Annotated in this window: 31 protein-coding genes and 3 pseudogenes; 13 read left to right on the top strand and 21 right to left on the bottom strand. The window is 57.8% G+C overall.

Features of this window, described 5'->3' with window-relative positions; genetic code table 11:
- Positions 1-146 precede the first annotated feature (146 nt).
- A pseudogene (locus tag AC3FNH_RS10660) lies at positions 147-317 on the top strand (methyl-accepting chemotaxis protein); the annotation flags it as partial.
- Positions 318-389: 72 nt separating this feature from the next.
- Here AC3FNH_RS10660 and phaP read toward each other — a convergent pair.
- The 3 genes and pseudogenes from phaP to AC3FNH_RS10675 all read right to left on the bottom strand — a co-directional run bounded on the left by phaP (position 390) and on the right by AC3FNH_RS10675 (position 2,520).
- Entirely contained in the window at positions 390-893 is a 504-nt protein-coding gene (phaP, locus tag AC3FNH_RS10665) for a TIGR01841 family phasin (RefSeq protein WP_488720017.1), read from the bottom strand.
- 282 nt (positions 894-1,175) lie between these two features.
- Complete coding sequence (locus tag AC3FNH_RS10670; protein WP_488720018.1) at positions 1,176-1,550, bottom strand: PHA-granule associated protein 4; 375 nt, start codon at positions 1,548-1,550, stop codon at positions 1,176-1,178.
- Positions 1,551-1,759: 209 nt separating this feature from the next.
- A pseudogene (locus AC3FNH_RS10675) lies at positions 1,760-2,520 on the bottom strand (DNA/RNA non-specific endonuclease).
- A gap of 184 nt (positions 2,521-2,704) precedes the next feature.
- Between AC3FNH_RS10675 and AC3FNH_RS10680 the strand changes: the two are divergent.
- Entirely contained in the window at positions 2,705-3,031 is a 327-nt protein-coding gene (locus tag AC3FNH_RS10680; RefSeq protein ID WP_488720019.1) for an H-NS histone family protein, read from the top strand.
- A gap of 604 nt (positions 3,032-3,635) precedes the next feature.
- The gene (locus AC3FNH_RS10685; protein ID WP_488720020.1) at positions 3,636-3,929 is read left to right on the top strand and encodes a GNAT family N-acetyltransferase; all 294 of its coding nucleotides are present in this window, start codon (positions 3,636-3,638) and stop codon (positions 3,927-3,929) included.
- Between the two features lie 151 nt (positions 3,930-4,080).
- On the opposite strand, the gene AC3FNH_RS10690 is transcribed toward AC3FNH_RS10685, so the two are convergent.
- Positions 4,081-4,512 (bottom strand): GNAT family N-acetyltransferase, encoded by a 432-nt coding sequence (locus AC3FNH_RS10690; RefSeq protein ID WP_488720021.1) that lies wholly within the window; start codon positions 4,510-4,512, stop codon positions 4,081-4,083.
- Between the two features lie 81 nt (positions 4,513-4,593).
- Entirely contained in the window at positions 4,594-4,914 is a 321-nt protein-coding gene (locus AC3FNH_RS10695) for a hypothetical protein (protein WP_488720022.1), read from the bottom strand.
- Between the two features lie 362 nt (positions 4,915-5,276).
- On the opposite strand from AC3FNH_RS10695, the gene AC3FNH_RS10700 reads away from it, so the two are divergent.
- Positions 5,277-5,720, top strand: a complete 444-nt coding sequence (locus AC3FNH_RS10700) for a hypothetical protein (protein ID WP_488720023.1) — start codon at positions 5,277-5,279, stop codon at positions 5,718-5,720.
- Between the two features lie 405 nt (positions 5,721-6,125).
- Positions 6,126-6,728: a hypothetical protein gene (locus AC3FNH_RS10705; RefSeq protein WP_488720024.1), complete on the top strand. Its 603-nt coding sequence runs from the start codon at positions 6,126-6,128 to the stop codon at positions 6,726-6,728.
- Between the two features lie 836 nt (positions 6,729-7,564).
- Here AC3FNH_RS10705 and AC3FNH_RS10710 read toward each other — a convergent pair.
- Together AC3FNH_RS10710 and AC3FNH_RS10715 are read right to left on the bottom strand one after the other, a co-directional pair.
- Complete coding sequence (locus AC3FNH_RS10710) at positions 7,565-7,894, bottom strand: TSUP family transporter (RefSeq protein WP_488720025.1); 330 nt, start codon at positions 7,892-7,894, stop codon at positions 7,565-7,567.
- A 29-nt stretch (positions 7,895-7,923) separates the two neighbouring features.
- A complete protein-coding gene (locus AC3FNH_RS10715) occupies positions 7,924-8,436 on the bottom strand; it encodes a TSUP family transporter (RefSeq protein WP_488720026.1) in 513 nt (170 codons plus the stop codon).
- 67 nt (positions 8,437-8,503) lie between these two features.
- On the opposite strand from AC3FNH_RS10715, the gene AC3FNH_RS10720 reads away from it, so the two are divergent.
- Complete coding sequence (locus AC3FNH_RS10720; protein WP_488720027.1) at positions 8,504-8,881, top strand: winged helix-turn-helix domain-containing protein; 378 nt, start codon at positions 8,504-8,506, stop codon at positions 8,879-8,881.
- A 181-nt stretch (positions 8,882-9,062) separates the two neighbouring features.
- On the opposite strand, the gene moaA is transcribed toward AC3FNH_RS10720, so the two are convergent.
- The 3 genes from moaA to AC3FNH_RS10735 form a co-directional block, all read right to left on the bottom strand.
- Positions 9,063-10,190, bottom strand: coding sequence for a GTP 3',8-cyclase MoaA (gene moaA / locus AC3FNH_RS10725; protein WP_488720028.1), 1,128 nt, complete (start codon positions 10,188-10,190; stop codon positions 9,063-9,065).
- A gap of 74 nt (positions 10,191-10,264) precedes the next feature.
- On the bottom strand, positions 10,265-12,742 hold the full coding sequence (locus tag AC3FNH_RS10730; protein WP_488720029.1) for an arsenate reductase (azurin) large subunit: 2,478 nt from the start codon (positions 12,740-12,742) through the stop codon (positions 10,265-10,267).
- 16 nt (positions 12,743-12,758) lie between these two features.
- Positions 12,759-13,283, bottom strand: a complete 525-nt coding sequence (locus AC3FNH_RS10735) for an arsenate reductase (azurin) small subunit (RefSeq protein ID WP_276103015.1) — start codon at positions 13,281-13,283, stop codon at positions 12,759-12,761.
- 173 nt (positions 13,284-13,456) lie between these two features.
- On the opposite strand from AC3FNH_RS10735, the gene AC3FNH_RS10740 reads away from it, so the two are divergent.
- From AC3FNH_RS10740 to AC3FNH_RS10755, 4 genes and pseudogenes are all read left to right on the top strand, one after another.
- A complete protein-coding gene (locus AC3FNH_RS10740; RefSeq protein ID WP_488720030.1) occupies positions 13,457-14,335 on the top strand; it encodes a substrate-binding domain-containing protein in 879 nt (292 codons plus the stop codon).
- Positions 14,336-14,345: 10 nt separating this feature from the next.
- Positions 14,346-15,803, top strand: coding sequence for a sensor histidine kinase (locus AC3FNH_RS10745; RefSeq protein WP_488720031.1), 1,458 nt, complete (start codon positions 14,346-14,348; stop codon positions 15,801-15,803).
- Between the two features lie 14 nt (positions 15,804-15,817).
- Positions 15,818-17,155, top strand: coding sequence for a sigma-54-dependent transcriptional regulator (locus AC3FNH_RS10750; RefSeq protein WP_488720032.1), 1,338 nt, complete (start codon positions 15,818-15,820; stop codon positions 17,153-17,155).
- 38 nt (positions 17,156-17,193) lie between these two features.
- Positions 17,194-17,503 (top strand): annotated as a pseudogene (locus AC3FNH_RS10755) (acylphosphatase).
- Between the two features lie 33 nt (positions 17,504-17,536).
- On the opposite strand, the gene AC3FNH_RS10760 reads toward AC3FNH_RS10755, so the two are convergent.
- The 4 genes from AC3FNH_RS10760 to AC3FNH_RS10775 are packed head-to-tail and all read right to left on the bottom strand — an operon-like array spanning position 17,537 to position 19,519.
- Entirely contained in the window at positions 17,537-18,214 is a 678-nt protein-coding gene (locus AC3FNH_RS10760) for an aquaporin (RefSeq protein WP_488720033.1), read from the bottom strand.
- Entirely contained in the window at positions 18,211-18,735 is a 525-nt protein-coding gene (locus tag AC3FNH_RS10765) for an arsenate reductase ArsC (RefSeq protein WP_488720034.1), read from the bottom strand. The genes AC3FNH_RS10760 and AC3FNH_RS10765 overlap by 4 nt, the downstream gene beginning before the upstream one ends.
- Positions 18,732-19,184: an ArsI/CadI family heavy metal resistance metalloenzyme gene (locus AC3FNH_RS10770; RefSeq protein WP_488720035.1), complete on the bottom strand. Its 453-nt coding sequence runs from the start codon at positions 19,182-19,184 to the stop codon at positions 18,732-18,734. The genes AC3FNH_RS10765 and AC3FNH_RS10770 overlap by 4 nt, the downstream gene beginning before the upstream one ends.
- Complete coding sequence (locus tag AC3FNH_RS10775) at positions 19,184-19,519, bottom strand: ArsR/SmtB family transcription factor (protein ID WP_488720036.1); 336 nt, start codon at positions 19,517-19,519, stop codon at positions 19,184-19,186. Before AC3FNH_RS10775 ends, AC3FNH_RS10770 begins: the two co-directional genes overlap by 1 nt.
- A 604-nt stretch (positions 19,520-20,123) precedes the next feature.
- Here AC3FNH_RS10775 and AC3FNH_RS10780 point away from each other — a divergent pair.
- Positions 20,124-20,798 (top strand): SOS response-associated peptidase, encoded by a 675-nt coding sequence (locus tag AC3FNH_RS10780; protein ID WP_488720037.1) that lies wholly within the window; start codon positions 20,124-20,126, stop codon positions 20,796-20,798.
- Positions 20,799-20,827: 29 nt separating this feature from the next.
- Here AC3FNH_RS10780 and AC3FNH_RS10785 read toward each other — a convergent pair whose 3' ends face one another.
- The 5 genes from AC3FNH_RS10785 to AC3FNH_RS10805 all read right to left on the bottom strand — a co-directional run bounded on the left by AC3FNH_RS10785 (position 20,828) and on the right by AC3FNH_RS10805 (position 23,981).
- Positions 20,828-21,124 carry a hypothetical protein gene (locus tag AC3FNH_RS10785; RefSeq protein WP_488720038.1) on the bottom strand — a complete coding sequence of 99 codons (297 nt, stop codon included), beginning with the start codon at positions 21,122-21,124 and terminating at the stop codon, positions 20,828-20,830.
- Between the two features lie 424 nt (positions 21,125-21,548).
- Positions 21,549-22,118: a carboxymuconolactone decarboxylase family protein gene (locus AC3FNH_RS10790; protein ID WP_488720039.1), complete on the bottom strand. Its 570-nt coding sequence runs from the start codon at positions 22,116-22,118 to the stop codon at positions 21,549-21,551.
- Between the two features lie 64 nt (positions 22,119-22,182).
- Entirely contained in the window at positions 22,183-22,428 is a 246-nt protein-coding gene (locus AC3FNH_RS10795; RefSeq protein WP_488720040.1) for a hypothetical protein, read from the bottom strand.
- Positions 22,429-22,832: 404 nt separating this feature from the next.
- Complete coding sequence (locus AC3FNH_RS10800) at positions 22,833-23,477, bottom strand: HugZ family pyridoxamine 5'-phosphate oxidase (RefSeq protein WP_488720041.1); 645 nt, start codon at positions 23,475-23,477, stop codon at positions 22,833-22,835.
- A gap of 60 nt (positions 23,478-23,537) precedes the next feature.
- The gene (locus AC3FNH_RS10805; protein WP_488720042.1) at positions 23,538-23,981 is read right to left on the bottom strand and encodes a GNAT family N-acetyltransferase; all 444 of its coding nucleotides are present in this window, start codon (positions 23,979-23,981) and stop codon (positions 23,538-23,540) included.
- 576 nt (positions 23,982-24,557) lie between these two features.
- Between AC3FNH_RS10805 and AC3FNH_RS10810 the strand changes: the two genes are divergently transcribed.
- Positions 24,558-24,959, top strand: a complete 402-nt coding sequence (locus AC3FNH_RS10810; RefSeq protein ID WP_488720043.1) for a GNAT family N-acetyltransferase — start codon at positions 24,558-24,560, stop codon at positions 24,957-24,959.
- Between the two features lie 410 nt (positions 24,960-25,369).
- Complete coding sequence (locus AC3FNH_RS10815) at positions 25,370-25,720, top strand: DUF2950 family protein (RefSeq protein ID WP_488720044.1); 351 nt, start codon at positions 25,370-25,372, stop codon at positions 25,718-25,720.
- 265 nt (positions 25,721-25,985) lie between these two features.
- Here AC3FNH_RS10815 and AC3FNH_RS10820 read toward each other — a convergent pair whose 3' ends face one another.
- Both AC3FNH_RS10820 and AC3FNH_RS10825 read right to left on the bottom strand, forming a co-directional pair.
- A complete protein-coding gene (locus tag AC3FNH_RS10820) occupies positions 25,986-26,219 on the bottom strand; it encodes a helix-turn-helix domain-containing protein (RefSeq protein WP_488720045.1) in 234 nt (77 codons plus the stop codon).
- Between the two features lie 6 nt (positions 26,220-26,225).
- Complete coding sequence (locus AC3FNH_RS10825; protein WP_488720046.1) at positions 26,226-26,798, bottom strand: DUF2975 domain-containing protein; 573 nt, start codon at positions 26,796-26,798, stop codon at positions 26,226-26,228.
- Between the last annotated feature and the right edge of the window lie 40 nt (positions 26,799-26,838).

Below are 26,838 nucleotides of genomic sequence, written 5' to 3' on the forward strand. Positions count from 1 at the left end.
TGCCGGGCGTTCGAAAAGAGCGCTGTTATTTAGTCACGCTTGCAGTCAAATATAAACCCCACCAGTGTGGGGCGATGCCGCCGATGACCTCATTTTTTTCTTGAAGTGGTCGAGTCCCAGGTTGCCCAAGGCAACATGGACCTGTGGCTTCCGCGCTTGAGGAGAACGCAGCGAGCATGGAGGAACTGACGGTCACGGTGAAGCAGAACGCTGATAATGCAGAACAGGCAAATCAGCTGGCCTCTGGCATCGCCGAGCGCGGCGGACACGTAGTCGGTCAGGTAGTGACCACGATGCATGACATCGCTGCCATTTCCACCAATCGGCGAAAAAAAGCGAACCGAAGTTCGCACAAGAAGATTCCGACTGCGCGTGCGCGCAAGGAAATACTATAGGGCAGGGCCAACACCTTTGTCGTGGGCCAAATGCTTTGTGGTGTTCTTGGCCATTTCGTCGGGCGCGCCGGCGGGCGTCGAAAAGGCCGATTGCCATACTGCCAGGACAGATTCGCTTCCTGTGGGCGCGTTCTTCACGAGGTTTTCGAATAACTCCTGTGTATCGCGCTGACATTGCTGGAGGTGCGCTTGGGCGGCCGTCGAGAATTCGCCTTGAATGCTCGACAGGATTTCGGAGACCTGCCGGCTGTACGATGCCGCTTTTTCGGCTATGGGCTGCGTCAGGTGCACAGGCAGGGCAACCCACTCTTGCTGGTTGTTGGCCGAAAGCGTCTTGCCCAGGATTTCGTGATTTTCGGCAAAGGTTGATTTGACTGTTTGCAGATTTAGCTCAGCCAGCTTTTCGATGCCTTCGAAGGCTATGGTCGCCAGACCAAGGAGCCTTTCCACGCCGGCTTTCTGCGCGGAGATGGATTGTTCGGGAATAGGAGTGCTCATCACTGCTCCATAGGGTCGGCTGCGAGTGAACTCTGAATCAGGACGGTGCGCCGCCAGGGTGAACATTTTTTTGCTGCGTTGCGGCAAAAATCATTCTAGGGGCGATTGCTAGGAAGTCAACTGTTTCTCGCGTGGGCACGCTTGTGCGCTCGTAATGAAGTCGAATTTGCGGCTGCCCGCAGAGTCCGTCGCAGAAAACAACCGATATCAGCCCCTTCCCGCACTTGGTTACCAAATCGTCATGTGGATTGTGTCCAATGCACGGGGGGCTCAGGCGCCGCCTTACTCTGCCCACACCTCATCCACGTCGCGCAGCAGGTGTCCCGCGAGAATGTAGTCCCCAAAACTACTTGCCTTCGCTTCCAATGCCGCCAAGTCATTAGTTGCGAGCCGGTCTAGATTGAACTGGCAATACAGATTCCGCTGCCGAAAGGTCTCCTTGGGCCGCTTGAGGCCGGCAACCAGCGCTGCCCGCGATTTGACCGCTATGCTTTCGTGACCGCGATACTCGACGCGTATCCCAACCTGGTCGCCAAGGCGGGCGAGCTCGATGGCGTCCTGCCACCCGGACTCATATTCCAAGTCGAGCGTGGTTATCTCCGTGCTATCGAGAAGACGCAGCGCTTCACTTTTGCTCTTGGCACTTGCTCTCGTCACGGCGCTCCCTCCTCCACTTCACATGACCGCCTTTTGTGCAGTGCGGTAATTCGCATACGCTAACCGCTGCGGCGAGTTTGCGCAATTGCAATTTTGTTGCTTGGGAGCATGTGGTTGGGAAGGGTTGCAGGCGGGCCATATGGCCCGCTGGTGTCAGTCGGACATGGCACGATGATGACGATGAAACGTCAGCATGCCAGGGTGAGACGTCATTCCGTCAAGAGAACGCCGGGAAGGGACTCCACGCCAGTTCGCTTCACAAGTTCGCGGTAGCTGATGGGGCGGCCGGCGCGCGCTGAATCTGAATTCTCAATCCAGTGAGCCCAAGCTCGATGGGTCGTCGAGTCGTACACAAGCTTGAACAGGTATTGGGGCACCCACACTTGGTCTGGTCCAATGGTAATCGGGGCGGCAGTTCCGAACACAGGTCCCGTGATGACATACACATGACATACACATCCCCTTTGGCACGCAGGGCATACTTGCGAGTCGCCTTCTCAATGCCTGCTCAGCTCTTTCGATTGTTCAGTGGTGCCTGGGGCACCATGTTCGCAAGTGAGAAACTCTGCGCCGTGGCAGTGGCATTGGGCATATCCCCGGCGGGAGCCATGTGACCTCGGTCATAGCCGGAGCTCTTGTAGTCGTCGAGCTCCGCGCGTTCGGCCCGGGGTAGTCGAGCATCAGCGAAGAAGCGGTTCGTCCGTTCTTCGTCCTGCGCATCAGCGACCTGCTCCGCATTCAGTCGCTCAGCTACATAGACTGGCGTCTTCGTCGTGCCAGAGTGCAAAACAGCGAAAGCATCAAAACACAGGGCGCGCGGCTTCAGGCTTTGGGCGTTCCGGAGCTGAGGAACTGCGCCTTGAGCAAAGAATTGTGGGCAACGGTCAAATTCCGATGCTGCTTGAACGGGGGCACTGACGCCAAGACAAATGGCAGCAGCAGTTGCGGCCAGCCGTAAGACAAATTGCATTGATTCCTTCCTTTGGCTATCTAAACCTTCCTGACTGCGAGGAAGGGGCCGGAAGGATAGCCTCACCAAAGGATACTTCAGCAGATTACCTAATCTCTCGTGAGGGGAGGCTCGACTCGAAAATCCGTTCACTCTCAGAAGAGTGCTGTACGATGTGAGTCACCTACAACGAGGGATATTTTAAATGGCGACTTACAAGCAGCTCATGGCAGAAAAAGAAGCGCTCGAAGCCCAACTCGCTGAAGTTCGCGCGACCGAAATTGCTGGTGTAATCGAGAAAATCCAGACGCTGATGGCCGAGTACGAACTGACGGTCGAAGACCTTGCTCCCAAGCGTCGCCGTGGCCGTCCGGCAGCTGCTGGCAAGGCGGGCAAGCCCGCTGCCAAGGCAAAGTCCGAGCTGCCGGCAAAATACATGGACCCGAAGACTGGTGCGACTTGGTCCGGCCGTGGACGAGCACCGGCCTGGCTCGGCAAGAATCGGGCGAAGTTTCTGATTGCAGAGGTCTGAGAAGGAGCGCCCAGCAGCGAGCGGCGGAACCCTTTGAAGCTAGCTGAAAAGGGTGGTGTCTAAGCTGCCGTTCGTGAAGCTCCGGCTATTGCGGCCAAAGGCGAGTTTTCGCACGAAACGTCCTGCCCGCAGGTCCCCACGAGGAGTGCGCGGAGCGCATTCTCATCGATAAGTCCCTCGCCGCACGCCAGGCATCCAAGGATGTCCAGCAAGGCTCTCTGCCCATCCTGCGAAGAAGCTATTTCAAGAGAAATTGCAGACAAATCAGCTTGCCCGCAGCTTGGGCACCGAGCGAGGTCATTCAGGGTCGGTGGTAGGTCAATGACGAGTAGAGGCGCGTCGACTGGCGCCCGGCGTGCATGCGGTTCTTGCGGCATCATCGGTTCGAAATCGAACTGGACGGGGTACAGGTGCTCCATTCTTCCATGAGATTGGGCAAGCAAACCTAATGGACCCAATAAAGCGAGCACTCATTGCGCTACGTCCCTTCCACGTACAACCGGAAGGCTCCAGGAATAGCGCACCGCTAGGGCGCGGAGCCCAAAACAAGTCAAAGCGATTCCATCAAGCTGTTGCGTTGACCGGTTGAATCTGCGGTGAGTGGGTGCCACTGGCCGACCTTCTAGAGCAAGCCGGGTTAGATACTTCCGATGTTGACCTGGTCAGGACAACGCTCCATGTTGCTGTGGCGGCGAAAGTGATTGCTGGATGCGCGGGCGCCGAACGTCACGGCAACACCGCTGTCGTAGGGCCGGTTGCAGTGCTCCCCGCCTACCGAGAGCAGGGTATCGCATCACATTTGGTTCAGGCCGCCCTCCTATCCCTGGAACTCGGAGCCGGGCGCCTCAGCATCAAGCAGCCGTGTACCCTACGACGGAACAGGATGCGGAGCCACTGATGAAAAGTGGTTGGGGTCAGCGGGAGCCGGACGTGTTTAAGGCAGCGCAGAATTGGGCACAGCGGAATAACTACACCGTCTTGAATCCTCGGTCAGGCTCGTTTTATGGAATTGCTGCCGGCCGTCTCCCATTCCCTTGACTGACACGCAGCTAAAGCTCAGCTTTCAGTAGGGTCGTTTCACTGATACCGGTGTTTGCGAATTCACGCGAAGCCAGTAATTCCAGTGGGACGGCCGCACGGTCAGCAGGCGTGAATCCAAGGCGGGAGAAATAGCCGGCAGCCAACTTAGTCCCGACAACCAAGGTATCGATGCCCCGCAGCCGGACATCGGCGACCAGCTCGGAAACCAGCAGGGCAGCTAGCCCTGCCCCTCTCGCGCGCAGGGCGACAGCGACCCCTCGCAACAGGCCAACGCTGCCACCGAACACCTCGATGCCCGCACAGCCGAGCAGGCCCCTCTTGTCCCGGCTGACATGAAATTCCACTGCGTTGCCACGTATCCCGCCGACGGGCAGTGAACATAACCGAAGCAATGCTTCCACATCGGGCAGGTCCGCCTCGGTCGCACGACGCGGCCTCATAGTGTTACCTGTTGCGAATGATTCACGGCGGACATCTCCCCGTTCCGGCTGTTACCAACCAGCCTAACGCTCTCGCGCATTCTAGTCATCGTAGCCGTCATGCCAGCGCCGCCATTCGCGCTGGCGCTCCCGCCATTCGTGCTCCCTCCATCGCTGCTCGCGCCGCCATTGGCGCTCCCTCCAGGCGCGCGCTTGCCAGTCGTCGTAGTAGTAAGCCGGAGCCGCTACCACCGGCTGCTGCTGGACGACCACGGGGGCAGGTTCGTAGTAGACAGGCGGTGGGGCGACAACCACCGGCGCAGGGATGCCAATACCGATACCCACGTCCACCCGCGCCTCAGCCATGTTGGAGCCAAGAGCGGTCACGCCGACCAGAAGCAAGAGCGCTGCGACCTTTCGCATGATTTTCTCCTTGTTCGCTTGCTGAGACTCTAGGTCAACATGGTTCGACAGGGTATTAGCAGATTTGCACAGCGGTGACTTTCTGTAACGCGAGGTCGAGGCGCTGAGTTTCCAGACGGATCTTGGGGGCTGCAACACAAACAAGCATCTTTTGTGTGGACCGAGGTCGGGGTACTTCCGAAAGGAAGAAGTCCGGTGCTGCGGGTGGAGGCGCATCCGTCCAGGCTCACGACTTCAGCCTGCCTGTTTCAGAACTTACGGATTGTCACGAGTTTGAGGTCAACTCGACTCGGAACAGCGCGTGCTTTCCGGTAAGCACGGCGCATTGCCGGGCTGCGAAAAATTCCTCAGGAGTTCACGTCATGAAGAAGCTGTTTGCTGCTGTCGCCTCTGCCGCTCTCGTCGGTACCGTTTTCGCGCAGACTGGTGTGCCAGCTTCTGCGACTCAGCCGCATGCAGGGGCGACGAAAGACCAGGTGAAGGTCGTCAAGGAAAAGAGTGCCACCCCGGCGAAGGCCGACAAGGACACGAAGGGTGTCAACACGCAGGGCGATGAAGCAAAAGCGCAAGCCAGCGCCGGCAAGGAAAAGGCTGATGTAAAAGCTGATGCCAACAAGTCCGCTGCCAAGGGTACCCACCACAAGGCGAGCAAGATGGGTGCCGCCAACACCGAGGCTGGTAAGGCGAAGGTTGAAGCAAAGAATGATTCCGATAAGGCCAAGGCAGATGTGGCGAAGCCCGATGCCCAGCCCGAAGCCGCGAAGGCCGCAGCCAGTGCAAATGTAGACAAGACGAAGAAGCAGTAAGCCGCTCGCATCGAGCGACCAGGAGGTCCGTTGCCAGGGCGAAGGCCATGGAAACGAACTTTGAGTGCCCGAGCTTTGCGGAGAGCGCAGGTTAGCTGAAAGGCAGCCTGGCTTCCGCATTTGTCACGTTTGGGGAAGTGCAATGAAGCCGTTTCTCGCATTGCTTATCGCCGTATCTGCACTGCTCGGCGGTTGTGTCGTCGTGCCCTACGATGGCGGGTACTACGGCGGATACTATGGTCCGTATGGGGGCTGGGGCCACAGACACTATGGACACCATGGGCACCACGGGGATGATTGAGGGCAGTCAGGTCGAAATCACGCCGTGGTGTTCGTGCTCGGTGCTCCGGTGGAGCGCCGTGTTCATGACGGCGACGCAGTCATCGCGTCAGCGGGGATAGTCTTATGGATATCTACCACTTGCGGTTGGTCTCAACGGTCGACCCTCGATGGCTAACCGCCGAACATAGGGGGCGTGTGGTTGTCGAAAACAATCAGGTAACGCTGGATGGAGAGCGGCTGGAGATAGTCGCATTGCGGCAGTCAAGCCGAACCGAAGCAGTCACAGTTGCCCCCGGCACATTGCTCGAAGTTTGGCAGCTTTCCAATGGGGTGTTTGTCGCTGCCAGTGCAGAGGATGTCGATGGTGCTCGAGCAGCGAAGACAGAGAGGGAGGAGGCAGCCCGAGTCGCGCTTCAAAAAAATGAGGGGCGTCTTCGTACTCAAGCGCTTACATTCAACGCGAGCCTAGCGATTCCAGTTCGGTGGGTGCCTGGCATCGTTACTGCCCCGAGAGCGCCTACCCACGACGAGCCGGACTGCGATGTTCACATTCTGTTAAAGCGGGCCGTTCGCGACGGGCGGCTGATACGTGCGGCGGGCGATTTGCTGTGCAAGCGTTTGCGCCAAACCGGCGGTGAGCATCGGTCCGCACAAGAGTTGGACGAGTACACTCGGGTATCTTGCCCGGTGTGTTTGACAGCGGCGAAGCGGTGGCAGAGCGACTAGCGCCATTCGAGTGGCTGGGGTCATCAAGTGTGCCCGAAGATGCTGCGGCGTGGTCTGTTTGACACGAACTGGCAATCACTGCTCACAACGACAAAACGTCAGCCTGCGGTCGCGTCTCTCTTGAATGGGCCACTCTACAATTTCCAGTTCATTAGGGTGTTCCTGCTCCGCTGACACTGGGCTATGAAGCATTGGGCCGTAGCCCGGCGTGGTCCGCTCTGAAAACAGCCGCACGCGCTTTTTGCCAAAGAGAGTAGGCTGACTTAAGCTGCGGGAGTCTGCGATTTCAATAGTTGAATACGTCATGCCTGTGAGCACGATTGCACCTGTCGATATACAGCCTCTCGTCACACTTGAGCGCTGGCGAGTCCGCGAAACAAGGTCGGGCCAACGACATTTGGTGGGGTACTGCGTCGAGAACAAGGAGAATCGCGTGAGTAGCGCAATCCAATCCTTCGACAGTGAGACCGGGGTCGGCGTAACCTCAAGCGGGCGCGGTATTTGCTGTCGGGCTCACCGTGCTTCGATGGTGAGGCTAGGCTTATTTGGGAAAAGTGGGCTGACCAGAATGGCATCGGTGACGCCAAGGATGTCAGCATGGAGTTCATGGGGAACCTGTGAGCTGGCTTTTTGGCGGCGCGGGCCCATCGGGACCCACGTTGAGCTCCTGGAGTAGACTATTCGCGCGAGCCGCGCTTGCGTTTCGCAGATTGGTGCAACGTAATCTACGACGACCGGGACGCGCCTCGCCGGGATTCTCTTCGTTCGAGGTCAGTGTGAGCGCAGGTGGCCAGCCCGAGCGGCGAGCCGTCCCAGCGTCTTGCTGGGATTTGGTCCTATTGGTGACGCCAGACCTTATAAGACGAAACAATCAGGATGATTGCTAGTACTGGTAATAGCACCTGTCCATGTATCAGCCCCAGCAGGTGTCCACCGGCACCGGCTCCAATAATAGAGCCGACAGCCATTGCGACGACAAAATGCCAGTGGCTACGTAGGACTTCGAACGCTTGATGACGGCTGTATCGAGCGAACCCCACAATCATCGTCGGCAAGCTGACCGCAAGTGAAAGACTCCCGGCAAGCTTGATATCAACACCGAACAGTAGTATCAGGGTCGGGATAAGGAGTTCGCCGCCTGCCACGCCCATAATAGAAGCAACCACCCCAATGCCAAAGCCGGCTGCGACGCCTGTTACCCATGCGCAGGCCCAGTGAACAACGGAGCTGAGTTGCCGGTTCGATGGCCCAGCAGGAGCACAAAGGCGATGAATACCAGCAATATCGCCAGGGTTCGATATAGCACCCTGCTGTGCATCCTTGTGGCCCATTCCGCCCCGAGCCAGGCCCCGACAAGACTTCCACAGAGAAGATTGATGAGGATGGGCCATTGCATTGCCACGTCGTGCAGCGGCACCGTCGTACTCCTAAATGCCAGCGCACTCGCGACGACTACGAGGCTCATCGCTTTGTTGAGAATGACAGCGTGCAGTGCGGCGAATCCGAACAGGCCAATGAGTAGTGGAAGCCTGAACTCCGCGCCGCCGAGTCCGACCAGTCCGCCCAAAGTACCGACTGCTGCACCCGCCGTGAGTGCCGCTAGAAGACTGGGAGTTGCGGTAGCGAGCGTTCTCTCTTCAGGAGACAGTTGGGCCCATGCTCGCTCGTCGGAGTTTGATTTTGTTGCGCCGGTTTTCGGGTTCGGCATTTGGACCTTCGATATCTAGTCTGTTAGATATCGGGAAGTGTAGCGGCATCCTGCACAATGGCAATCTATGAAAGCAACTTTAGTCACCGACACCCACGAGAAGACCACGAGGTTTCGCGTCTCGGTTAAGCACGGGGTGGCAATGGGGCCGGGCAAAGCCGACGTGCTCGAGAGCATTGAGGCGACAGGCTCACTGGCCGAAACAAGTCGCCAACTGGGAATGAGTTATCAGACCGTGTGGACTTTGGTCGACGCGATGAACCAAGACTTCATTGAGCCACTTGTGCAGAAGCAGCGAGGTGGCTCAGCAAGAGGCGGGGCGCAGCTTACGGAGACGGGGAAGCGGGTATTGGAGGTCTATCGTGCGACGGAACGAGATGCAGAGGTCGCCGTGAACAAGCACCTGTCTGAGTTTCTGGCCCTACTTCGGAAGGATGCCCTCTAAGGGGCGCTGTCCTCCGTGTAGGGGGCAGTCATTGCACCCGTCACTCAGTTCACGAGCGACACATAGCCTGGTTTGTGTGTCAGAGCCGTTCACGGTGATGCACGCCCGCGACAGCAATGATTGGCGCTTCGAGTATCGACTATGCTGCCTTGGCGCTTCGTCTTCCCATATCGGTCGCCGGTCACCCCCCGATGAACGACATCTCGACTTTGGGCTGGCTGGGCGAGATGGTGTTTGCAGTGCGCTGCTCCGAATAGCGGTCAGTTCGACGCGTCCAAAGGTCGGCGACTCGTCGACGCAACGCGTCATCAGATTCCCCTCCTCGCAAAGGCGCGCGGATGTCCAGGCCATGAGAGGCAAACAGGCAAGTGAAGAGCTGGCCGTTTGCGGACAGCCGCAGTCGCGTGCAATTGCCACAGAATGGGCGTGAGACGCTCGAGATTACGCCGATTTCTCCCTGCCCATCCGCATAGCGGTATCGAACTGATGTGTCCGACATCCTGTCGCGCCCAGCCGGGACGAGTGGGTAGGCTGACTCGATGGTTCGTATAACCTCGGACGAAGGGACAACCGACTCCAGGTTCCAGCCGTTACTCATGCCGACGTCCATGAATTCAATGAACCGAACTTCGACGCCGGTTCCCCGGAAATGTCTCGCCATGGGGAGAATCTGCGTGTCATTCACGCCACGCTTGACAACCATATTGACCTTGACCGGCGCGAAGCCGATGCGCAGCGCTGAGCTAATCCCCTCGAGAACGTTCGCAGCGGAAAAGCCAACGCCGTTCATCTGCTGAAACACGGCCTCGTCGACTGAATCGAGACTGACCGTGACGCGCTTCAGGCCCGCGCCTCGAAGCGACTCCGCCTTGCGGCTAAGTAGTGAACCGTTCGTCGTCAGGGATAGGTCGATGCCGCCGCCGCCAGGCGTTCTCAGTTTCGCCAACATCTCGACCAGGTATTCAAGGTCCTTTCGCAGCAATGGCTCCCCGCCTGTCAGACGTATTTTTTCGACGCCGAGGCCGACGAACAGACGTGCAATACGCTCGATTTCCTCGAAGGTGAGCAACTCAGCTCGGGGCAGGAACGGGTAGTCCTTGCCGAATACCTCCTTTGGCATGCAGTACACACAGCGGAAATTACAGCGGTCCGTCACCGAGATGCGCAGGTCTCGCAGCGGCCGACGCCGCGTGTCATGAACCGGCGATACGACGGCTGTGACGTCTGAGGGGCGGAAGTAGTTCTCCGCAGGAGGGACGGCAGTGACATCCACCAGAGGAATCACGCGCCCCAGGGTGAATGCTTTCATGTGCCACCTAACCAGCTTGTGTTCGGCAACAGACACCGACGGGAAGGGGCCGGCAACTCGCCGGCCCTTGCCGCCTATGTGAAGCGGCGGCTCTTGAAGCTCACGGTTTGCTTGTAGTCCTCCATCGACCCCACGCGACGAACATTCGCCCACGTGCCTTTGTAGTAAGGAACGATGTTGCGGTCCGTCCAGGTAGTCGTGACGTTATCCTGGATGCCGTTGACGTGGCCAAACACCATGAACGTCTGGTCATGCTTTATTTCGGCAGTCGGGTAAGCCATTGCATAGGTGGACCCGAAGTCATTGAAGACCTCGACAATGTCTCCCGCAGCAATCCCAAGCTGCTGTGCATCTTCAGGGTTCATCTCGATATAGGCCATCGGGTCTCGCGTGCGGACGAAGTCGTTGTACTGGTCGTGATAGACCGTTTGCCAGACTTCGTTTGTCCGACCGTTGTTAATCCAGAACCGGTACTTCGCTTTCAGGTCGGCTATGACCTTCGGTAGCCCTGGCCACGGCGACTGCTTGAACTGTGCCTTGCCGTCGGGTGTATCGAACTTGCCGTCCATATACATCATTTCTGTGCCGACAAGCTTTCCGCCTTCCCACGCCTTCGCCGGCAACTGCACCCCGTTGTTGGCCATGACGCGCAACCGTTCATAGGTCACCAGGTTGCCAGTATCTCCGCCCTGGCTGTCAATCTTTCCGGCTCCTGGCTGTCCGGCTTTGCGGAATCCATCGTTGAATGCATCCTCCTCAGTCTTCCAGTCAAAGCCTTCAAACCGGGCGGCCATCTTCGCATTGCCATCTTTGCGGTACATATCTCGCAGGGTATTGGCGATGCGAGCCGCAATGATGCAGTCGGGAAGCGCAGTTCCCGGCGGGTCCATGAACCTTTCTGAGAGCCGCATACGCCGTTCGCCATTCATGGAAGTCAGATTCATTTCGCCAGGATGCGCCGCAGGCAGCATCAGATGTGCAGCCTCTTCGAGCTTGGTCGGGTAGAGGTTGATGCTTGCGACAAACAGCCCACCTTTGCCAGTCGCATCATAGATAACGTCGACCATCTGCTCGGTGGTCGCGCCACGGGCGCGCTGCATCGCATCCTTGACCATCTGCGACCTTCGCAGGACCACTTCGCGCAACTGCTGAGCGTTGTTGCTGGTCTGGAAGTTATTGCAAGCCCACCACGTCATCATCCGGGCCTTGCCATGGATGAGCTCCTGGTCGATGTATATCTTCTTGTCGCCGGGGTATGGAGGCCGGGTGTAGCCTTCCTGGTGACCGCCCATACGAACGCAACCGGTACCTCGCCGTCCGACATTGTGTGTCGCGAGAGCAAGGTCCACAAGGGAGGACTGAATCAGATAATTGTCGTTGCCCCAGATGATGCCCTTCTCATAGGCGTGCATTGTCCTCGGCATTTGGCCTGATGCCTTCGGCTTGTACGACCATTCTGCTGCCGTTCGAATCTTCTCAACGGGTACGCCGGTGATTTTGCTGCAGTCCTCCAGAGACAACTTGTTGGCCTGCACCGCCGCATCGAAGCCACTCGTGTGCGCGGCAATAAAGTCCCGGTCAATCCAGCCCTGCTGGACGACGTAGGTGAACAAACCATTGAACAACGCGATGTCCGTCCCCGGCTGAATGTCCAGGTGCAGCACGTTGTCCTTCCCGGCGACCTTTTCGGCAACCGCTATGGTAGGGGTCCGTCTCGGGTCGACAAAAACGATTTTGGTCTTCTGAGGCGATTCCCCCGGGAAGAACTTCTTCTTCTTGTCAGCAGTCGTGCCATTGAGACTTGGTACCCAGTGGTTGAGGAAGTAGTTCGTCTGCGTTTCGTATGAGTTGGCGCCAATGCACCAGATGACATCGGCGAGTTCGGCGTCCTCATATGAATTGTTCAACTCCCCAATCCCCATCTCACGGGTAGCGTGACATTCTGAGTTGTACGCAGGCCTGTTGTGAATGCGAACCATCGGGGTCTGCAGTGCGGTGAACATCAGCTTGCCAGTGCCCCACGTGTTCTCAAATCCACCGCCCGCACCACCATGGTCAAAGGCGGAAAAGACAATGCCGTTCGGACCATCCTTGTCGAGCACCTTCTTCATCAGGCCGGCGTACAGAGCCAGCGCTTGGTCCCACGTCGTATCAACCCATTGGTCGCTCAGATAGACACGCGGATTCTTGAGTCGGTCCTTTGTTAGCCCGTCCGGGGCGTACATGTACGTCGCCATCTTGCCGCCCCGTGTCGAGCTAAGTCCGCTGTTCACGACGCAGCTCTTATCCGGGACAATCATGATGGTGTGGCGCGAGCCGTCGCGGTCGGTGACGACATTCTCCATGGCCGGCGTCATGACAATCGATAGCGGCGGCAGCTGCTTGCGGAAATCAAGGCTGAGCGCATTCTGGTTCGGTGCCCGACCGCCTTCCTGGTCCTCTGGCCACTTGTACACGTGATACCCGCACCCGACGATGCAGAAGTGGCAGGTCATGTTTGTCCGCTTGGCCGTGACCGGCGGTAGCACGATGCGGTCCTTCTCGGTAGCCATTTTCAGCTCCTCGAGGTTAAAGGATGTTGGCCTGGCGGCCGTATATCAGGCCCTCCACGCCGACAGCCGATACCGTCCCGGTCTTGTCGTCATAAAGCAGTCTCACCCGGGGCAGGTTTTCAGTGGCCTGGCCGACAACCATTTGTCCGGCCTTTTCCGCATCAAAGATGCTGAAGTGGCAAGGGCACTTGAATGTCTTGGTGGCAGGTTCATATGCCACAGGACAACCCATGTGCGTGCACATCGCGCTGTAAGCGACGATGTCACCTTCCGGGCCGACACCACCTGGGACGCGATTGCCGAGCTTGACAGCAATGCAGGGCGACGCGGCGTCCGGATAGGTGAAGGAGACTGGGGTGTTGAGCGTCATCCGTCCGAGTTGAGCCAGATTCTTTCTCGGATACGGGAGCTTGGTCTTGCTTGTGTCGACCGGTGTGGCGGCTTCCGCTGCGGTCGGCACAAATGCACACGCAGCGGAGGCGGCAACGGAGGTGCCTCCCAACTTCAGGAACGTCCGGCGGTCGATTTTGAGTTCGGGCATGTTCCCTCCTTGCTTGAATCTTGCTTGCCTAGTCGCTAGCATCGATTTCGTGGCAAGACGTGTGCCACCCGGCTCGATGGCGGCCAGCTGGCTTATGCGCAAGGAAATATGGATGCGGAGGCGCTGAGCGCCGTTACCGTCCGGTAACGGTTCGAGAGGGGGAATGAGCCGTCATGTCACCAATTCTTAACATCGGTCGACGGCGACTTCTCCGCTCCGTACTGAGCTTGCCGCTCGTCTCAGCCTTTGGGTTCGCCTCGGGCGAGGAACGCCCATCGATTGCGTTCGGCACCACGGCCGTCTTCCTGGATAACGAAATCAGCCTGCTGGCACGATGGGCCAACGAGCTCGGAGGCGTTTGCGGTTCCAACCTGAGGTTTGTGCAGCGCAATAACTACCGTGAAATCCACGAGCTGTTGGCTACGAATCGCCTCGATGTCGCATGGGTCTGCGGCTATCCGTATGTCACCCACATGCAGACCATGCGATTGATGGCGATACCAGACTACCAGGGGCAGCCGCTTTATCGCTCCTATCTGATTGTTCCCAAGGGCGACACCCAAACCACGCACATCTCGCAGCTCCGGAACCGGGTGTTTGCGTTCAGTGACCCGCAGTCGAACTCAGGCTTCCTGGTACCTACCACCGAGTTGATTCGGGCGGGCCTGCGGCCAGGCGCCTTCTTCAGGAAGTCCTTCTTTACGTACGCGCACCGGAAGGTCGTCGATGCGGTGAGTTCTGGACTTGCGGATGCCGGCGAGATAGATGGCTACGTCTATGACACCATCGAAAGGCGATACCCGGACCGTACTCGAGACGTGAAGGTAGCGTGGCGCTCGCCGCAGTACGGCTTCCCGCCGATTGTTGCCCGCACAAATCTCGATGAAGAGACGTTCCGTCGCATTCAGGGGGCGCTCGTCGGCATGAAGGAACGACCGGAAGGGCGCGAAATCCTTCAGCAATTGAACCTCGACGGCTTTGTGGAGGGCGCCGACAGCGTGTTCGACAGCATTCGCGGGCTCGTCCGGATATTGGACGCGGGGCCAAGGTAGGCGCCCACAGATGTTTTCCAATCTCAGTTACCGCTACAAGATTCCACTGGCGTTGAGCGCGGTCATCCTGCTTACCGAACTTCTCGTGACCGCCGCTCTCGTCAGCCTCGCACTATCAGATGCAAGAAAGGACCTTGAGAATGGGGCCCAGAACCTGTGTCGTGTGCTTACGCTGTCGGTACGTGACCCAATGGTCAAGGACGACGTATGGCGAGCCTTCGAAGTCATCCGCACGCCGGTTGCAGTCAAGGACTCGACGAACCCGCTCAAGGAAATCGCCCTCTTCGATGCTCAAGGGCGCGTCTATGCATCGACTTCTCCGCGCAAGGCACCCATTCAGGCAGACGTCGCCCAACTACCTGCTGAATACGGCGACGTTCTTTCACACTTGCGTGCCGCCGGTGACCGCTTCTACTTCAACTTTCCGGGGCTCCTGGCAACCCAAGACGTGACAGCGGGTATGCCGGTGAATTCGGATGACGGAGGGCGCCTGGGATACGTTGTGTTGGTCTACGACGCCAATACCCTCTATGGCCGCATTCGCTCGACGCTAGTCAAACTAGGGGTGGCTACTGTCCCGGCGTTGTTGCTGCTCATACCGTTGGGTTGGCTGTGGGGTGACCGGATGGCGAAACCTCTTCTTCGGCTCGCTTCGGCAATGGCACGGATTGGCAAAGAGCCGGCGGAAAAGGTTGGTGCGGAGATGACCGTGCGAGGCAAAGATGAGATAGGTCAGTTAGGTCACCAGTTCCAGGCCATGCTTGGGGAATTGGCTGAGAAGCAAGCGTTAGAGCGGGAGGTCGTTGTTTCCGAAAGGCTGGCGGCGGTAGGGAGGGTCGCGGCAGGTATTGCCCATGAAATCAATAATCCGCTGGGTGGCATGCTCAACGCCATCGACACGCTCAACACCCACGGCACGCCCGACGCCCAAACCAAGAGAACCCTGGGGCTCCTCGAGCGAGGGTTAGGTCAAATTCGCTCAACCGTTGCCGCGCTGTTGGTGGAGGCTCGGCTCGACTCCCCTGCAATGAGTCCGTCCGACTGGCAAGACCTGAGACTATTGATAGCGCCACAGATACATGCGAAGCAAGCAGTGTTCAACTGGGAGGTACATCAAGCAGCGGCCGTCGCGCTCCCTGCCCATTTAGTTCGGCAACTGGTTCTCAATCTGCTGCTGAATGCCGCGAAAGCTGTAGAGCACGGTGGTCGGGTCGACGTGAGCGTTGCGGAGCATTCGGCGGAGCTCCAGATAAGGGTATCGAACACCGGACAATACATTGCGGGCGTTGCAATGGAACATTTGTTTGAGCCGTTCAGTTCAACATGGGAAGGTGAAGAGCGTCGTTCCTACGGGCTGGGTCTTTGGGTCAGCTACCAAATTGCCACCCAGCTCGGCGGTACCATTGCCGTTGAGAGTGAGCCGGGCCGGACGTTCTTTGTAGTGGTGCTGCCGATTACCTCTCCGTAGAGCAGGAGTTCATTATGTCGACTACGCTAATCTGCGTCGTTGAGGATGACCCCATCATGGGGGAATCTTTGGCGGACAGGTTCCGCCTGGAGGGGTTCGATGTGGACTGGCACACCAATGGCGAATCGGCCTTGGACGCCTTGCAGACTCGCCCCTACCAGGCCGTCATCAGTGATATTCGTCTACCTGACATCTCGGGGGAGAACCTGTTTGCACGCTCTCTGGCCGCATGTACGTCTCGTCCGCCGTTTGTCTTTATTACCGCCTACGCTTCCGTCGAAACGGCGGTTGCCTTGCTGAAGAACGGCGCAGCTGACTACATCACGAAGCCATTCGACATTGGCGCTCTGGTCGAGAAGGTCCGGCTGTTGACAGGAACGGCGATACCAGACCAGGCCATGCCGGCGCAGAGCGAGCTTGGCGTTTCCGAAGCGATGCGGCGCCTTGCAAACATGGTGCCGCGTGTTGCCGGCCGCGCGAAATCGATTCTGATTACTGGAGAGTCCGGTGTCGGCAAAGAAGTGCTGGCACGATTCATTCATCGACATGCACCCGGCGATGCGACCCCCTTTGTTGCCGTCAATTGTGGCGCCGTGCCAGAGACGCTTCTGGAGTCCGAATTCTTTGGCCATGAGCGAGGTGCCTTCACTGGCGCGGAGCGCCAAAAGAAGGGCTATTTCGAACAGGCTCAAGGGGGGACGCTCTTCCTCGATGAGATTGGTGACTTGCCTCTTTCGATGCAGGTGAAGCTGCTGCGTGCGTTGCAAGAACCGCGAATCACGAGAGTCGGCGGAGAGAAGGAGGTCGAGACCAACTTCCGCCTCATCTGCGCGACCAATCGAGACCTCGCGGAGTTAGTCAGCTTCGGGAAGTTTCGCGAAGACCTGTTTTACCGAATCAACATCTTGCAGTTACGCGTGCCGGCGCTACGTGACCGCCCGGACGATGTGCTCTGGCTTGCCCATCGCTTTGTGCGCGAAATCGCCATCTGGCTCGGTGAGCCGACGAAGCTATTTCACCCGTCGGCAGAGGCTCGGCTTGCGACATATGGTTGGCCCGGGAATGTTCGAGAGTTGCAGAACCGCCTCGAACGTGCATGCATCGTCTGCCCGCAGAACATGCTCTTTTCGTCGGACATATTCGAAGAGGACGGCAGCCATGCAACAGCGGTAGTGGATGTGGACACGCCACTCGATGACTACATGGCAGCATGTGAAAGTGCGTTCATTCGTACTGCACTGCTGCAGCACCAGGGTCATATTTCCGAGACAGCCCGTGCTCTAGGTATTTCCAGGAAGAGCCTCTGGGAGAAGATGCGCAAACATGCAATCGCGGCCGACCCGCTCCACTGAGTTGCTAAGCGGTTGCTGCTCAGCGCAGGAGAATTCTCATGCAAGCAGATGGAAGCGACGGCCTGCTTGAGACGCGCCTGGTACGTATCCGTGGTCGTGTCCAGGGTATCGGCTATCGCGAGGCGTGCGTGCATCGTGCCCGGGAGCTTGGGGTGACAGGGTGGGTCCGTAACCGTATGGACGAATCCGTGGAGACGATGTTGCAGGGGGTCGCCCGAGCAGCTTGCCGACATGTGCACGTGGTTGAGCGAAGGCATGTCGGCAGCGCTCGTGGAAGAGCTTGAAGTTACCGAACTGGTGCCACCGTTTGCGCGATTTGACAGTTTCGAGCGTTTGCCCACCCTATAACGGCATTCATCGCGCACCTGTTCGTTGACAGCTTCAGTCATGCTTCGCGGCGCGGCTATGCACTCGCTCGAACCAAAGGAACAGGAGAATGGCCAGGGCGCCTCCGACCAGTTCACTAACGATGAAACCCGGAGCATCGACCGGTCGGATTCCTGCGAACGTGCCGGTGAACGAGCGAGCGATAGTGACCGTGGGGTTCGCGAACGAAGTCGAGGCCGTGAACCAGTAGGCTGCCGTGATATAGCCGCCAACCGCAACTGGGACAAACTCCATCCGCCGCTTCGCCACGTTCAGGATGACCGTGAGCAAGCCGAACGACGCCACCACCTCGCTCCACCATTGCGATGGGCCGGCGCGCACGTGCGCCGACACTTCTATCAACGGCAGGTCAAACATCCCATGAGCGGCCACCACGCCCGCAATCGCCCCGAGGCCTTGCGCCAGAACATATGCTCCAGCGTGCTTCCAGCGGAGCTTGCCCAGGCAAACCTCAGCAAGGGTCACGAGGGGATTGAAGTGTGCGCCCGAGATATGAATAAAGGTGGCGATGAGTGCCACAAGGCCTGCGCCGGTCGCGAGCGTATTGGCGAGCAGGGCGACGCCGACATTGCCGCCGGCAAGCTTCTCGCCCATGATGCCAGAGCCCACAACCGTTGCGAGGAGCAGCGCGGAGCCCAAGAATTCCGCTACCACGGCGTGACGCAGTCTCATGGTTTTGCTTTCCCGACGCCCGTGACATCGATGTCCCCAATCTTCTGCAGCTCAGCGCGAATGGCGGTCTCATCGAGCTTCTCAAGTGGTACCTGGAGGAACGCTTCGACGCGGTGTCTAATTTGCTCGAAGACTTGCTCGAACGCGCTACGCTTCGTTTCGTCCGGACCTTCCACAGCGGCCGGGTCATAGAATCCCCAGTGCGCGGAGGAGGGATGTCCCGGCCAGAACGGGCAAACTTCGCCGGCCGCCTGGTCGCAAACCGTGATGATGAAATCCATGTGCGGGGCATCAGCCTTGGCGAACTCATCCCATGACTTGCTGCGCAGATTCGACAAGTCATAGCCTGTCTTCCTGACCTGCTCGACGGCAAACGGATTCACTTTGCCTGATGGCTGACTGCCCGCACTGAAGGTCTTGAAGCGCCCTTGTCCCATCGTCGCCAAGAGGGCCTCGGCCATGATACTGCGAGACGTGTTGCCAGTGCAGAGGAAGAGGACGTTGTACGTGGCTTTGCTCATTTGCTTCGGCTTCGGAGGGTGATTGTGGCTGGCGACAGAGCGCAGCACGCCGACGCGCTTTCCTCGGCGCGCGATTCGCCAAATGTGGGGATGGAATCCAGCGTGTGATACGACTCCCATGCGATGCCTTGAGGGTCTATCGTCCAATACTTGTCCGACTTGGCATAGCAGCAGTTGGTGCCAATTTGCGCTTCCATCGGAAGCTCCGCGCTGGCAAGTCGCGTATGCATTTCGTTGAGTTCCTCTTCGGACTCGACCTGGACGCCGAGATGGTCCAAGCCAGCCTTGCGGCCACGCTTCGAAATCGCAAAGTTGACGCGCGGGTCATCGAGCATCCATTTTGCGTAGTCATCCTTGGTGACAGTCGGCTCGCTGGCGAAAAGCGCCGAGTAGAAATGAATGCTTTCAGCCAGGTTGTCGACGGACACATGAACATGTAGTCGTTTCATTATTTCTCTCCGCAGGTAGTGCAATCGCTCGCCGACACCACAGCGCAGGGTTCCCCTTGACAGCAGTTCTCGGTGAGAAATCTGATGAGCTCATTCATGGTGGCGTAGTTGGCCGAGTAGATGACGAATCGGCCCTCCTGTCGCGAAGTGACCAGACCAGCATGACCCAGCTCCTTTAGATGAAAAGAAAGTGTTGATGCTGGGATAGCGCTTGCCTCAGCGATGTGGCCGGCAGACATGCCGACTGGCCCCGCCTGTACCAGAAGACGGTAGACCCCCAGCCTGGACGCAGAGGCAAGCGCCGCGAGCGCGAGAACGGCGTTAGTTGATTCCATATTTCCAGAATAGTAGAAAGTTAAACAAACGGCAACCGTGACCCAAGGGGATTGCCCCTCTGATTGTCGCTAGACGGTCCCAGATACGCCGTTAGAATCCGCGCACACTTGCTTCGAGCATTTCGCGAGGCTTTGAATGTGTCGCTTGAGGCACAAATACAAGTTTGCCGGGCCATTCTTGCAAGTGTGGGGTGGTGGTGACGGGGGAATTTGGGAGCGGCAGGGGCGGAAATTTCGCGGGCCGCGGGCCGGCCATGCAAGCAATGAAGCAGCGGTGAATTCCATCGGCTCGTTTGCTGGCGACCGAGACAAAGGATTGCAGCGAGCAGAGGACCGCAGGAGCTCAGAGGGACCAGCCACGAAAAGGCCCAGGAGAACCGCATGTACCGCAACGGCAAGCACGCTTAGAAGCAGCGCATAACATGCGCCATCTCGAGAGCGTTAATGACGCTCATAGGGCCTGCGAGGCACTGCCTAAACAATGCGTTGCACCAGGTTGCCTGCGAAGACGAATTCGGGATTTCTATGTCTGCTGGCTCACATAAGTCGGTACCATGAGATGTGTCTATGGAGATACTCTGGTCGTAAATAAGATGAGAGAATCATGTGTGGACGCTTCGCACAATTTAGCCCGCTTGAGGTATGGGAAGCCGAACTGGGTGCGCAATGTGTCCACTCGGAAACTAGGCAAAGCTATAACATCGCCCCCGGCGACAGTCCCATTGTGCTACACAAGCTACGTGATGAGAGCGCCATATGCGCCGAATGCGTGCATTGGGGTTGTAAGCCATGTAGGCCCTATCCTACGCATTTCGTTGTCAACGCTCGGGTCGACCGGTTAGCCACAAGTGACTATTTCAAACCATTGTGGCGCAGGCGGAGGCGGGTTATTGTCCCGGTGGAAGGCTGGTACGAATGGCCAAAGATACAAGGCATCAAGCGGCCACAATATATAAGTCGCAAGGATGGACCATGTTTTTTCGCGGCCCTGGCATATTGGGAGCCCTGCGCCACGATTCAACTTGATGGCGCGGGCTTTGTCATCATTACCGATGATGCCAAAGGAGGCATCACCGACGACCATGACAGCCGTCCAGTCGTGCTCTCGGCCGTCGATGCCTTAGCATGGATGGACCCGGAGCTAACTCCCCGGGGAGCGTCAGTATTGATGCACCACTGCCTTCCCATCGAAGCCTTCCAGTGGTGGGAGGTAGGCGTCGCAGTCGGGAACGCACAGATTGATAGCAAGGACCTGATACGAAACATTGACTCTGCTTGAGAGCGTCTTGGGAAATTCAGGCATCTGTGTCACGCCAAAACGGCCCTGCCTATTTTTGTTCTGGCGACAGATACCGCTTGCCTCCTTCCAGTTGCGGAGCAATTCCCCCCGCCTTTTGTGCTGGAAGCACTGCTGTCTTCCAGTTGAGCCTCCGCCGGCTTGCCTTTTCTTTTACCAAAGTCGTCCACTGGTGCTGAGGCTTGTGTGGCGCGTTGCTGCTCGCTTAATGGAGGTCGGGGCTTGGCCTTGTCAGGCTGCCCCAGGCACGCGTGGTACTGCACGGTCATCAAGGCGAGAAGCGCAATATTCCGGATTGTCTTTTTCATAACAGTCGCCATTGCTTAGATTTTCCTGGTTACTTGCCGTCCTTCTTCATGTTCGGGGAATTGGGGTTGGATGCTTGGCAACAAAGGAAGTCTGGGTCGCTGAACTAGACGTCGATGCCTGCGTCGTGGTGGGAGGCGCGTGGGTGGTCTGACCGCTCTCATAGCGGGTCGAGGCCGATTCCAGGTAGCTAGATGAGAACTTCTGTTCCGCTGTTGCAGCCGGCATCGCCATGCACGACAGCACAGCATATGAGGGCGCCTATGGCAATAACCTGCCGCCAAATTGCGCGGGGAAGGGGACCGGTGGAGCTCATGAACACCTCACTATCCAGTGGATGCTGAGCTCCGTCACCCCTAGTCCAGAATCCGGCATCGGAAGGCTGACCAATTGAATCGGGGGCTGGATACTGCCATAGCGACGTTGCTAGCCGACACGCAACGTGAACCCACTTGCCTTCGCATTGAATACGTGGCACGTATAACTGTCCAGCGTATTTGCCGCGATTGCCAGAATGATGTCTAGGATGTTTTCTTCACGATAGCCAGCATGCAAAAAGGTCTTGACCTCATTCTCGCTGGGGCGACCGCGATGTATGAACATGGCACGTGTAAAACCGACTAGAGCCCGAAGCCGGGCATCAGCGAGAGGCTTTCCGTGACGGATTGCCGCCACAATCTTTCTGAATGTCTCATTGGCGGTGCAGGTGCCGTCACCAGAGGCCACCTCGTCGTAGTTGCAGCCACTGGCAACCGCAAGTACAAGAAAGACCACTCGTTGTTCGAGCTGTGTCAGGGTTAAATCCTGACTCATAGCGCGGCAACAATTTTGGTACGTGGCAAATAGTGAGGGCGCAACGGCCATGGCGGCATTCATGGTCGAGACGGTATCCGTCTTTTCGATTGCCTCGCAATGCGTGTCACTGTCATTGGCGGGCACGGCTTCCCGGCCGGCATCGCAGAGCGAAATGCCGGCACCAGCGAGCATGTTCTTCATAGCGCAAGTCCTAGTTGGGTGGTTGCTGCCTGGTCTCTGCTTGTGTCAATCGGTAATGAGCCGCTCACAAGGCAAGACAGCCGGCAATCATCCTCGGGACTGGAGGCGGAAACACGCGCCTGCATCCGTCATCGTGCCGAAAGAAGAACAACGCGCGCAACCCGGCCGGTTGCGCGCTCTCGACGCAAACGTAGCGTCGTCGGCCTGAGATGGTGCGACTGAATTCGACTACGCGGACCGCTGCCGTGGGACCAGGCGCGAGCCACTTCTCGACCTGGAAACGCAGCGACTGCTCGTTCGTGCCTTTCATGACCCCTCCAACATCCCAATGCATTCTCTTTGCCGCGCTTATAGGGCCAACAGGAGCCATGGCCATGGGGCGAAGGTGCAATGCGCTTCATGACACCTACGCTTCGCGGTCGAATCTTGAGGGACAACTCTATGCCATAAACTGCCGCCGTGCGTAATTTTTTTTGGGGTGAAATAGCAACAGCCGAAGGGCAGGAGGCTGCTCGCGCTTCTCTGGGATTGGGCAGAAGCCGAGCTCGTGGCCCGGGCTCAGAGCTCGGCAAGCGTCCAGAGAAGGAATTAAAAATCGTTTATGTCAGGACTAAGGCGCTCAGCCTTGTCGCTGCCGTAGGCGGCGGCCATGGCCTCAAGCCGCGAAGCGGAGGCAGCTCATCAGCATGGCTCCGAATGACCCGGTACGCGCCCTCAGCTAAGGCCCGTTACCGCGTTCAATGCTGCGTCCAGGATTGCTTCCGGTGGCAACGGCTGATTCGGGAATCGGAATCTCTTTCGAAGCGCGCCTGCTGCGTAGTCGACACCATAGCAATCGATGCCGAGTACGCGCACACCAGCTGGCACAATGCGTGAGACTTCCCGCACAAGATTGGCCTCAGTCTCTCCGGACAATTGGTCAACAAGGCACAGGTCAGCTTTATCCAGCCATCCCATCCGTCCGAGGCCCTCAATGAATCGGACTTTCCTTGTGCTCAATCGGAAGAACATGAAGTCCAGCGCCAACAGTTGCTCCGTCCCTGGCTCATAGCGCAGGTAACGAGCAAGAAATGCAGAACTTGGTTCGAACCGCTCAGCATCGCCGACAACCGTCAGCCGGCGTGCAGTCTGAACGTCGGTGGCATCAGGTTGCAGCACTGACAAGCTCACCCTCGAATCTGTGAGCAAATTCTTAGTGTGCTCGGCCAAGGCGCTGATACAGACTATCGGACAATGGGCTTCGTCTGGGACATATTGCACAACAGTCGCATACGGATAACCAGGCAGGGTCACTGAGTGGGTGGCCAGCGTGCCAAAAGCGGCTTCGTGTAGGAGATTGATGACGTGTCCAACAGACATTCTTCACTCCGTTCTCTGGTCAACCGCATCTTGATGATGTCTGGTGCGACGCGGCACTTTCTATCCTAGCTCACATCTCATGCAAAGCGCTGATGTTAGGGCCGCCCGCTGGACAGCTGGCAATAACTTGACTTCCAGTGGCACGTCTTCAGTCGCGACGAGCGAGAATCCCCAGCGAGCGAAGTACGCGGGAGCCACTGTGGAGAAAATATAGGCATCATGAGCTTCTGTGCCGCGAGCCCGCATCAACAGTATTTCAACCAGGCGCGTTGCGATGCCGTTGTCTCGGTATGCTGGCTCAACTGCGACTGAGCGGATGAGCACATGCGAGCCGTGATATTCCGCTGCCGCACATCCAACAATGCGGTCTTCATATATCGCAACTTGGAAGTCGTCAATTAACTCATAGGTATCGGAGGTGGGGAGGCTGCATTGCTCAAGCAATGCAGCAATGTGATGCCAATCTGAACGAAGAGCCGAGCGCACAACAACGTCGGTCAGCATGATGATGTGTCTCCTGCGTGCGTCCTCTTCTGCCGAGAAGTCCTGCGCCGCACATCTAATAATATTGAAGGAAATTATGTTGCCATCGTTGTATGACAGTCCGGCGGTTATGCAACCTCAGATAGACCGTTCAGTAAGACTATCATCGAACAAGGAGCTCGTCTGTAAGTGATTGTGATTGAGCTTCCCTGCGCCGCGTCGACCGTGCGTAGCCGGATGGTGCCTCCCTCAGTGCATTTTTTTACCTCATTGATAGCAGCGTATTGTGATATTAGGTTTGTCTAAGTCAGGATTTAGTTTTTGTAAATGTGCGTTGAAGCATGCTGGCGACTCATTCGGGTGAGACCAAATTTAACTGCCATATAGAGTCTTGCTCAGATAAAAGCGAAGAGGTGAAAGCTAGTTCATTTGGCTGAGAGAATTTTTCCGTGCGTATAGTTAAAATATAGGGGGCGCACTGTTGAGGGTATTCACAATTGAGGCGCGATGTGGTCTCAAACCGTTGCGGGAGCGTCGGGAGGTAAGATAAGAAGAATGATAAGAGACGTGAGAATTCGCGCCGCCAGGTCGACAGACGTGGAAGCAATCTCGGAGTTGCTCCATTCTTGCGGCTTGTTCGGCAGTGATATCGACCTCTCGACGCGCCTCTACAGCCTAGCCGTTCTAGGTGAGAAGGTAATCGGCTGTGCCTGCGGTGAAATGCATGGCGAGACGGTCATCATTCAAGCTGCTGCGGTTCTTTGCGAGTACCGGGGCCATCAGGTCGCTACCCATCTTGTTAGGTCCATCTTGATGCGTGCCCGCGCGAACGGTTGCGCCAGGGCTGCGGTGCTCACGTCTGCGCATCCCGCGTTCTTTGCTCGCTTCGGGTTCACGCTCACCGCGCTGGACGACATGCCGCAGAAGATGAAGTTGTCCAGGGAATTCCTCCGGCGCTTTGGCGCAAGGACGCACTACATGTGCCGTCGTCTCGACTGATTTCCATAGCGACTAACGGGTACCGTGGTACCGATAATGGCGGCTCTAGCTACTCGCCCTACCGAGGCGTGGGAGCGGCCTGAGGAAATCTCCGCGCAAGAATTTAGCGGTAGCCTTCCCTGCTGCTTACAGCTAGGTCCATGTCAAGGACGGTGACCGCTACACTAATTGCTTTGGCTCATCCCCAAGCCACGGTATTCGTCGCATGCCCGCGCAGGCGGAGGCGGCGTTAACGGCGGTGGTCGAGGTGCGGGAGGGCGTCGGTGAAGTGCGCGTAGACTTCTAGTAAGACACGTTGCACGAATTCTCTAACGCCCGACGTGTTTTGGCTGGCGTGATAGCAACGCATCGGGTGGCCCCGCAAGTTGGCATGCCGTCACCTGGTTGAGCCGCGCTTGGAGTTGCACGAAATGCGACCGGAAATAGTGAGCGAGCCACTACGGTCTCTCGCAAGGCGAATATTCGCTTCGTACTTGTGCCTTAACTTGGGCCTCGTGTTTGCTCATGGAGTACCTGTACTCAAGTACATAAATCGTGTCTATGAAAGCCCAGCGCGAGCAATGAACGCGCTTGGCAATGCGGTCGCAGCCAATGACGAACGGGCGATGCGGGGCATACTCGGTGCAAACTTTCGCAACTTTAGGACCCATGTAATTCTCGGGGCGTTCATGCATGGATGGGAACGCATCAGAGACGCTGCGGCCAGAAGTCGCAGGGTGTCAAGCAACCATCGTATAGTTCTGAGGTCCAGCGCCTTCTAGGCTAACTCAGGTTCAGGCCACCTCAACCAAGCGCGGGACAAATCAGAGCGGATTTTCGACGCTCACTGGCTCCGCCCGGTACACCGACCAGAAATAATGCGAATGTCTGTGGTTCAATGCAGACCGGCGCATAGTTTCCGCTGCCGGACTGACGTGGTGGTGCCACGTAAGGGAGCTACCACGATGGCGGCTGCGGTCCGGCGTATCAGGACTTTCGGATCAGGTCTGAGAGAGATACCCAGGTGCGCCAGCCACGCGATTGTGTCTAAGTAGCATCGCCGGCATCCGTTGCCGCGTCATTGCGGTATTCGAGCAGGTCTCCCGGCTGGCAATCCAGCGCCTGGCAGATGCGTTCGAGCGTATCGAAGCGGATGCCCTTCACCTTCCCCGATTTCAGCAGCGAAAGGTTGGGCTCGGAGATTCCGATGCGCTGTGCCAGCTCGCGGGACTTCATCTTGCGCTTCGCTAGAAGCACGTCAAGTCTGACCAATACCGTCATTGTTCCTCAGACAAATCCTTTGTTTTCCTCGGCTATCCGAACGGCTTCCAGCATCGCCCACGCGATTGCGAGCAGCAGACCACCGAGCAGGCTGACGAAGTAGTCGCTCAGCGTGATTGCGATTACCCAATAGGGCTTGCCTGGCACGCCCACCAGCGCTACGCCCGTGAGCAGCCGGATCAGCGGGATCGCCGGCCCCATTGCCATCAATGCCAGCGCCATGCGACGCAGTCGAATGGCCGTGTCGATTGTCAGCACTTCACCTCGTCCGAAAGCCACGAACATCCGCCGCGCCTGGTGCAGCACGCAGATTAACAGGGTCAGCCCAATACCAGTGGCAAGAAAGCCGGCTGCCCGGTGCATCGGCAACACCTGCACGGGATAGGCCTTGGAGGCGTGCGTGATCCCGCGCACCACTCGCTCCAGCTCCGTTGCAGACGACCCAAACCATATCCATGCGGCGCAGACCAGGGCCACGGCGCCGCCGAATGTCGTCAACCGCTGCATCGTGCGCGACAGCGCGCGAATCCGTTGCAGCGCGGCGCCTTCAGGGATTGAGGAGGCAGACGAAACGAACATGCAGAGTCTCCGTTGGGAAAGAGTTGCGAAAGTCACCATT

The sequence above is a fragment of the Cupriavidus sp. 22TCCZM01-5 genome, from assembly GCF_057798915.1.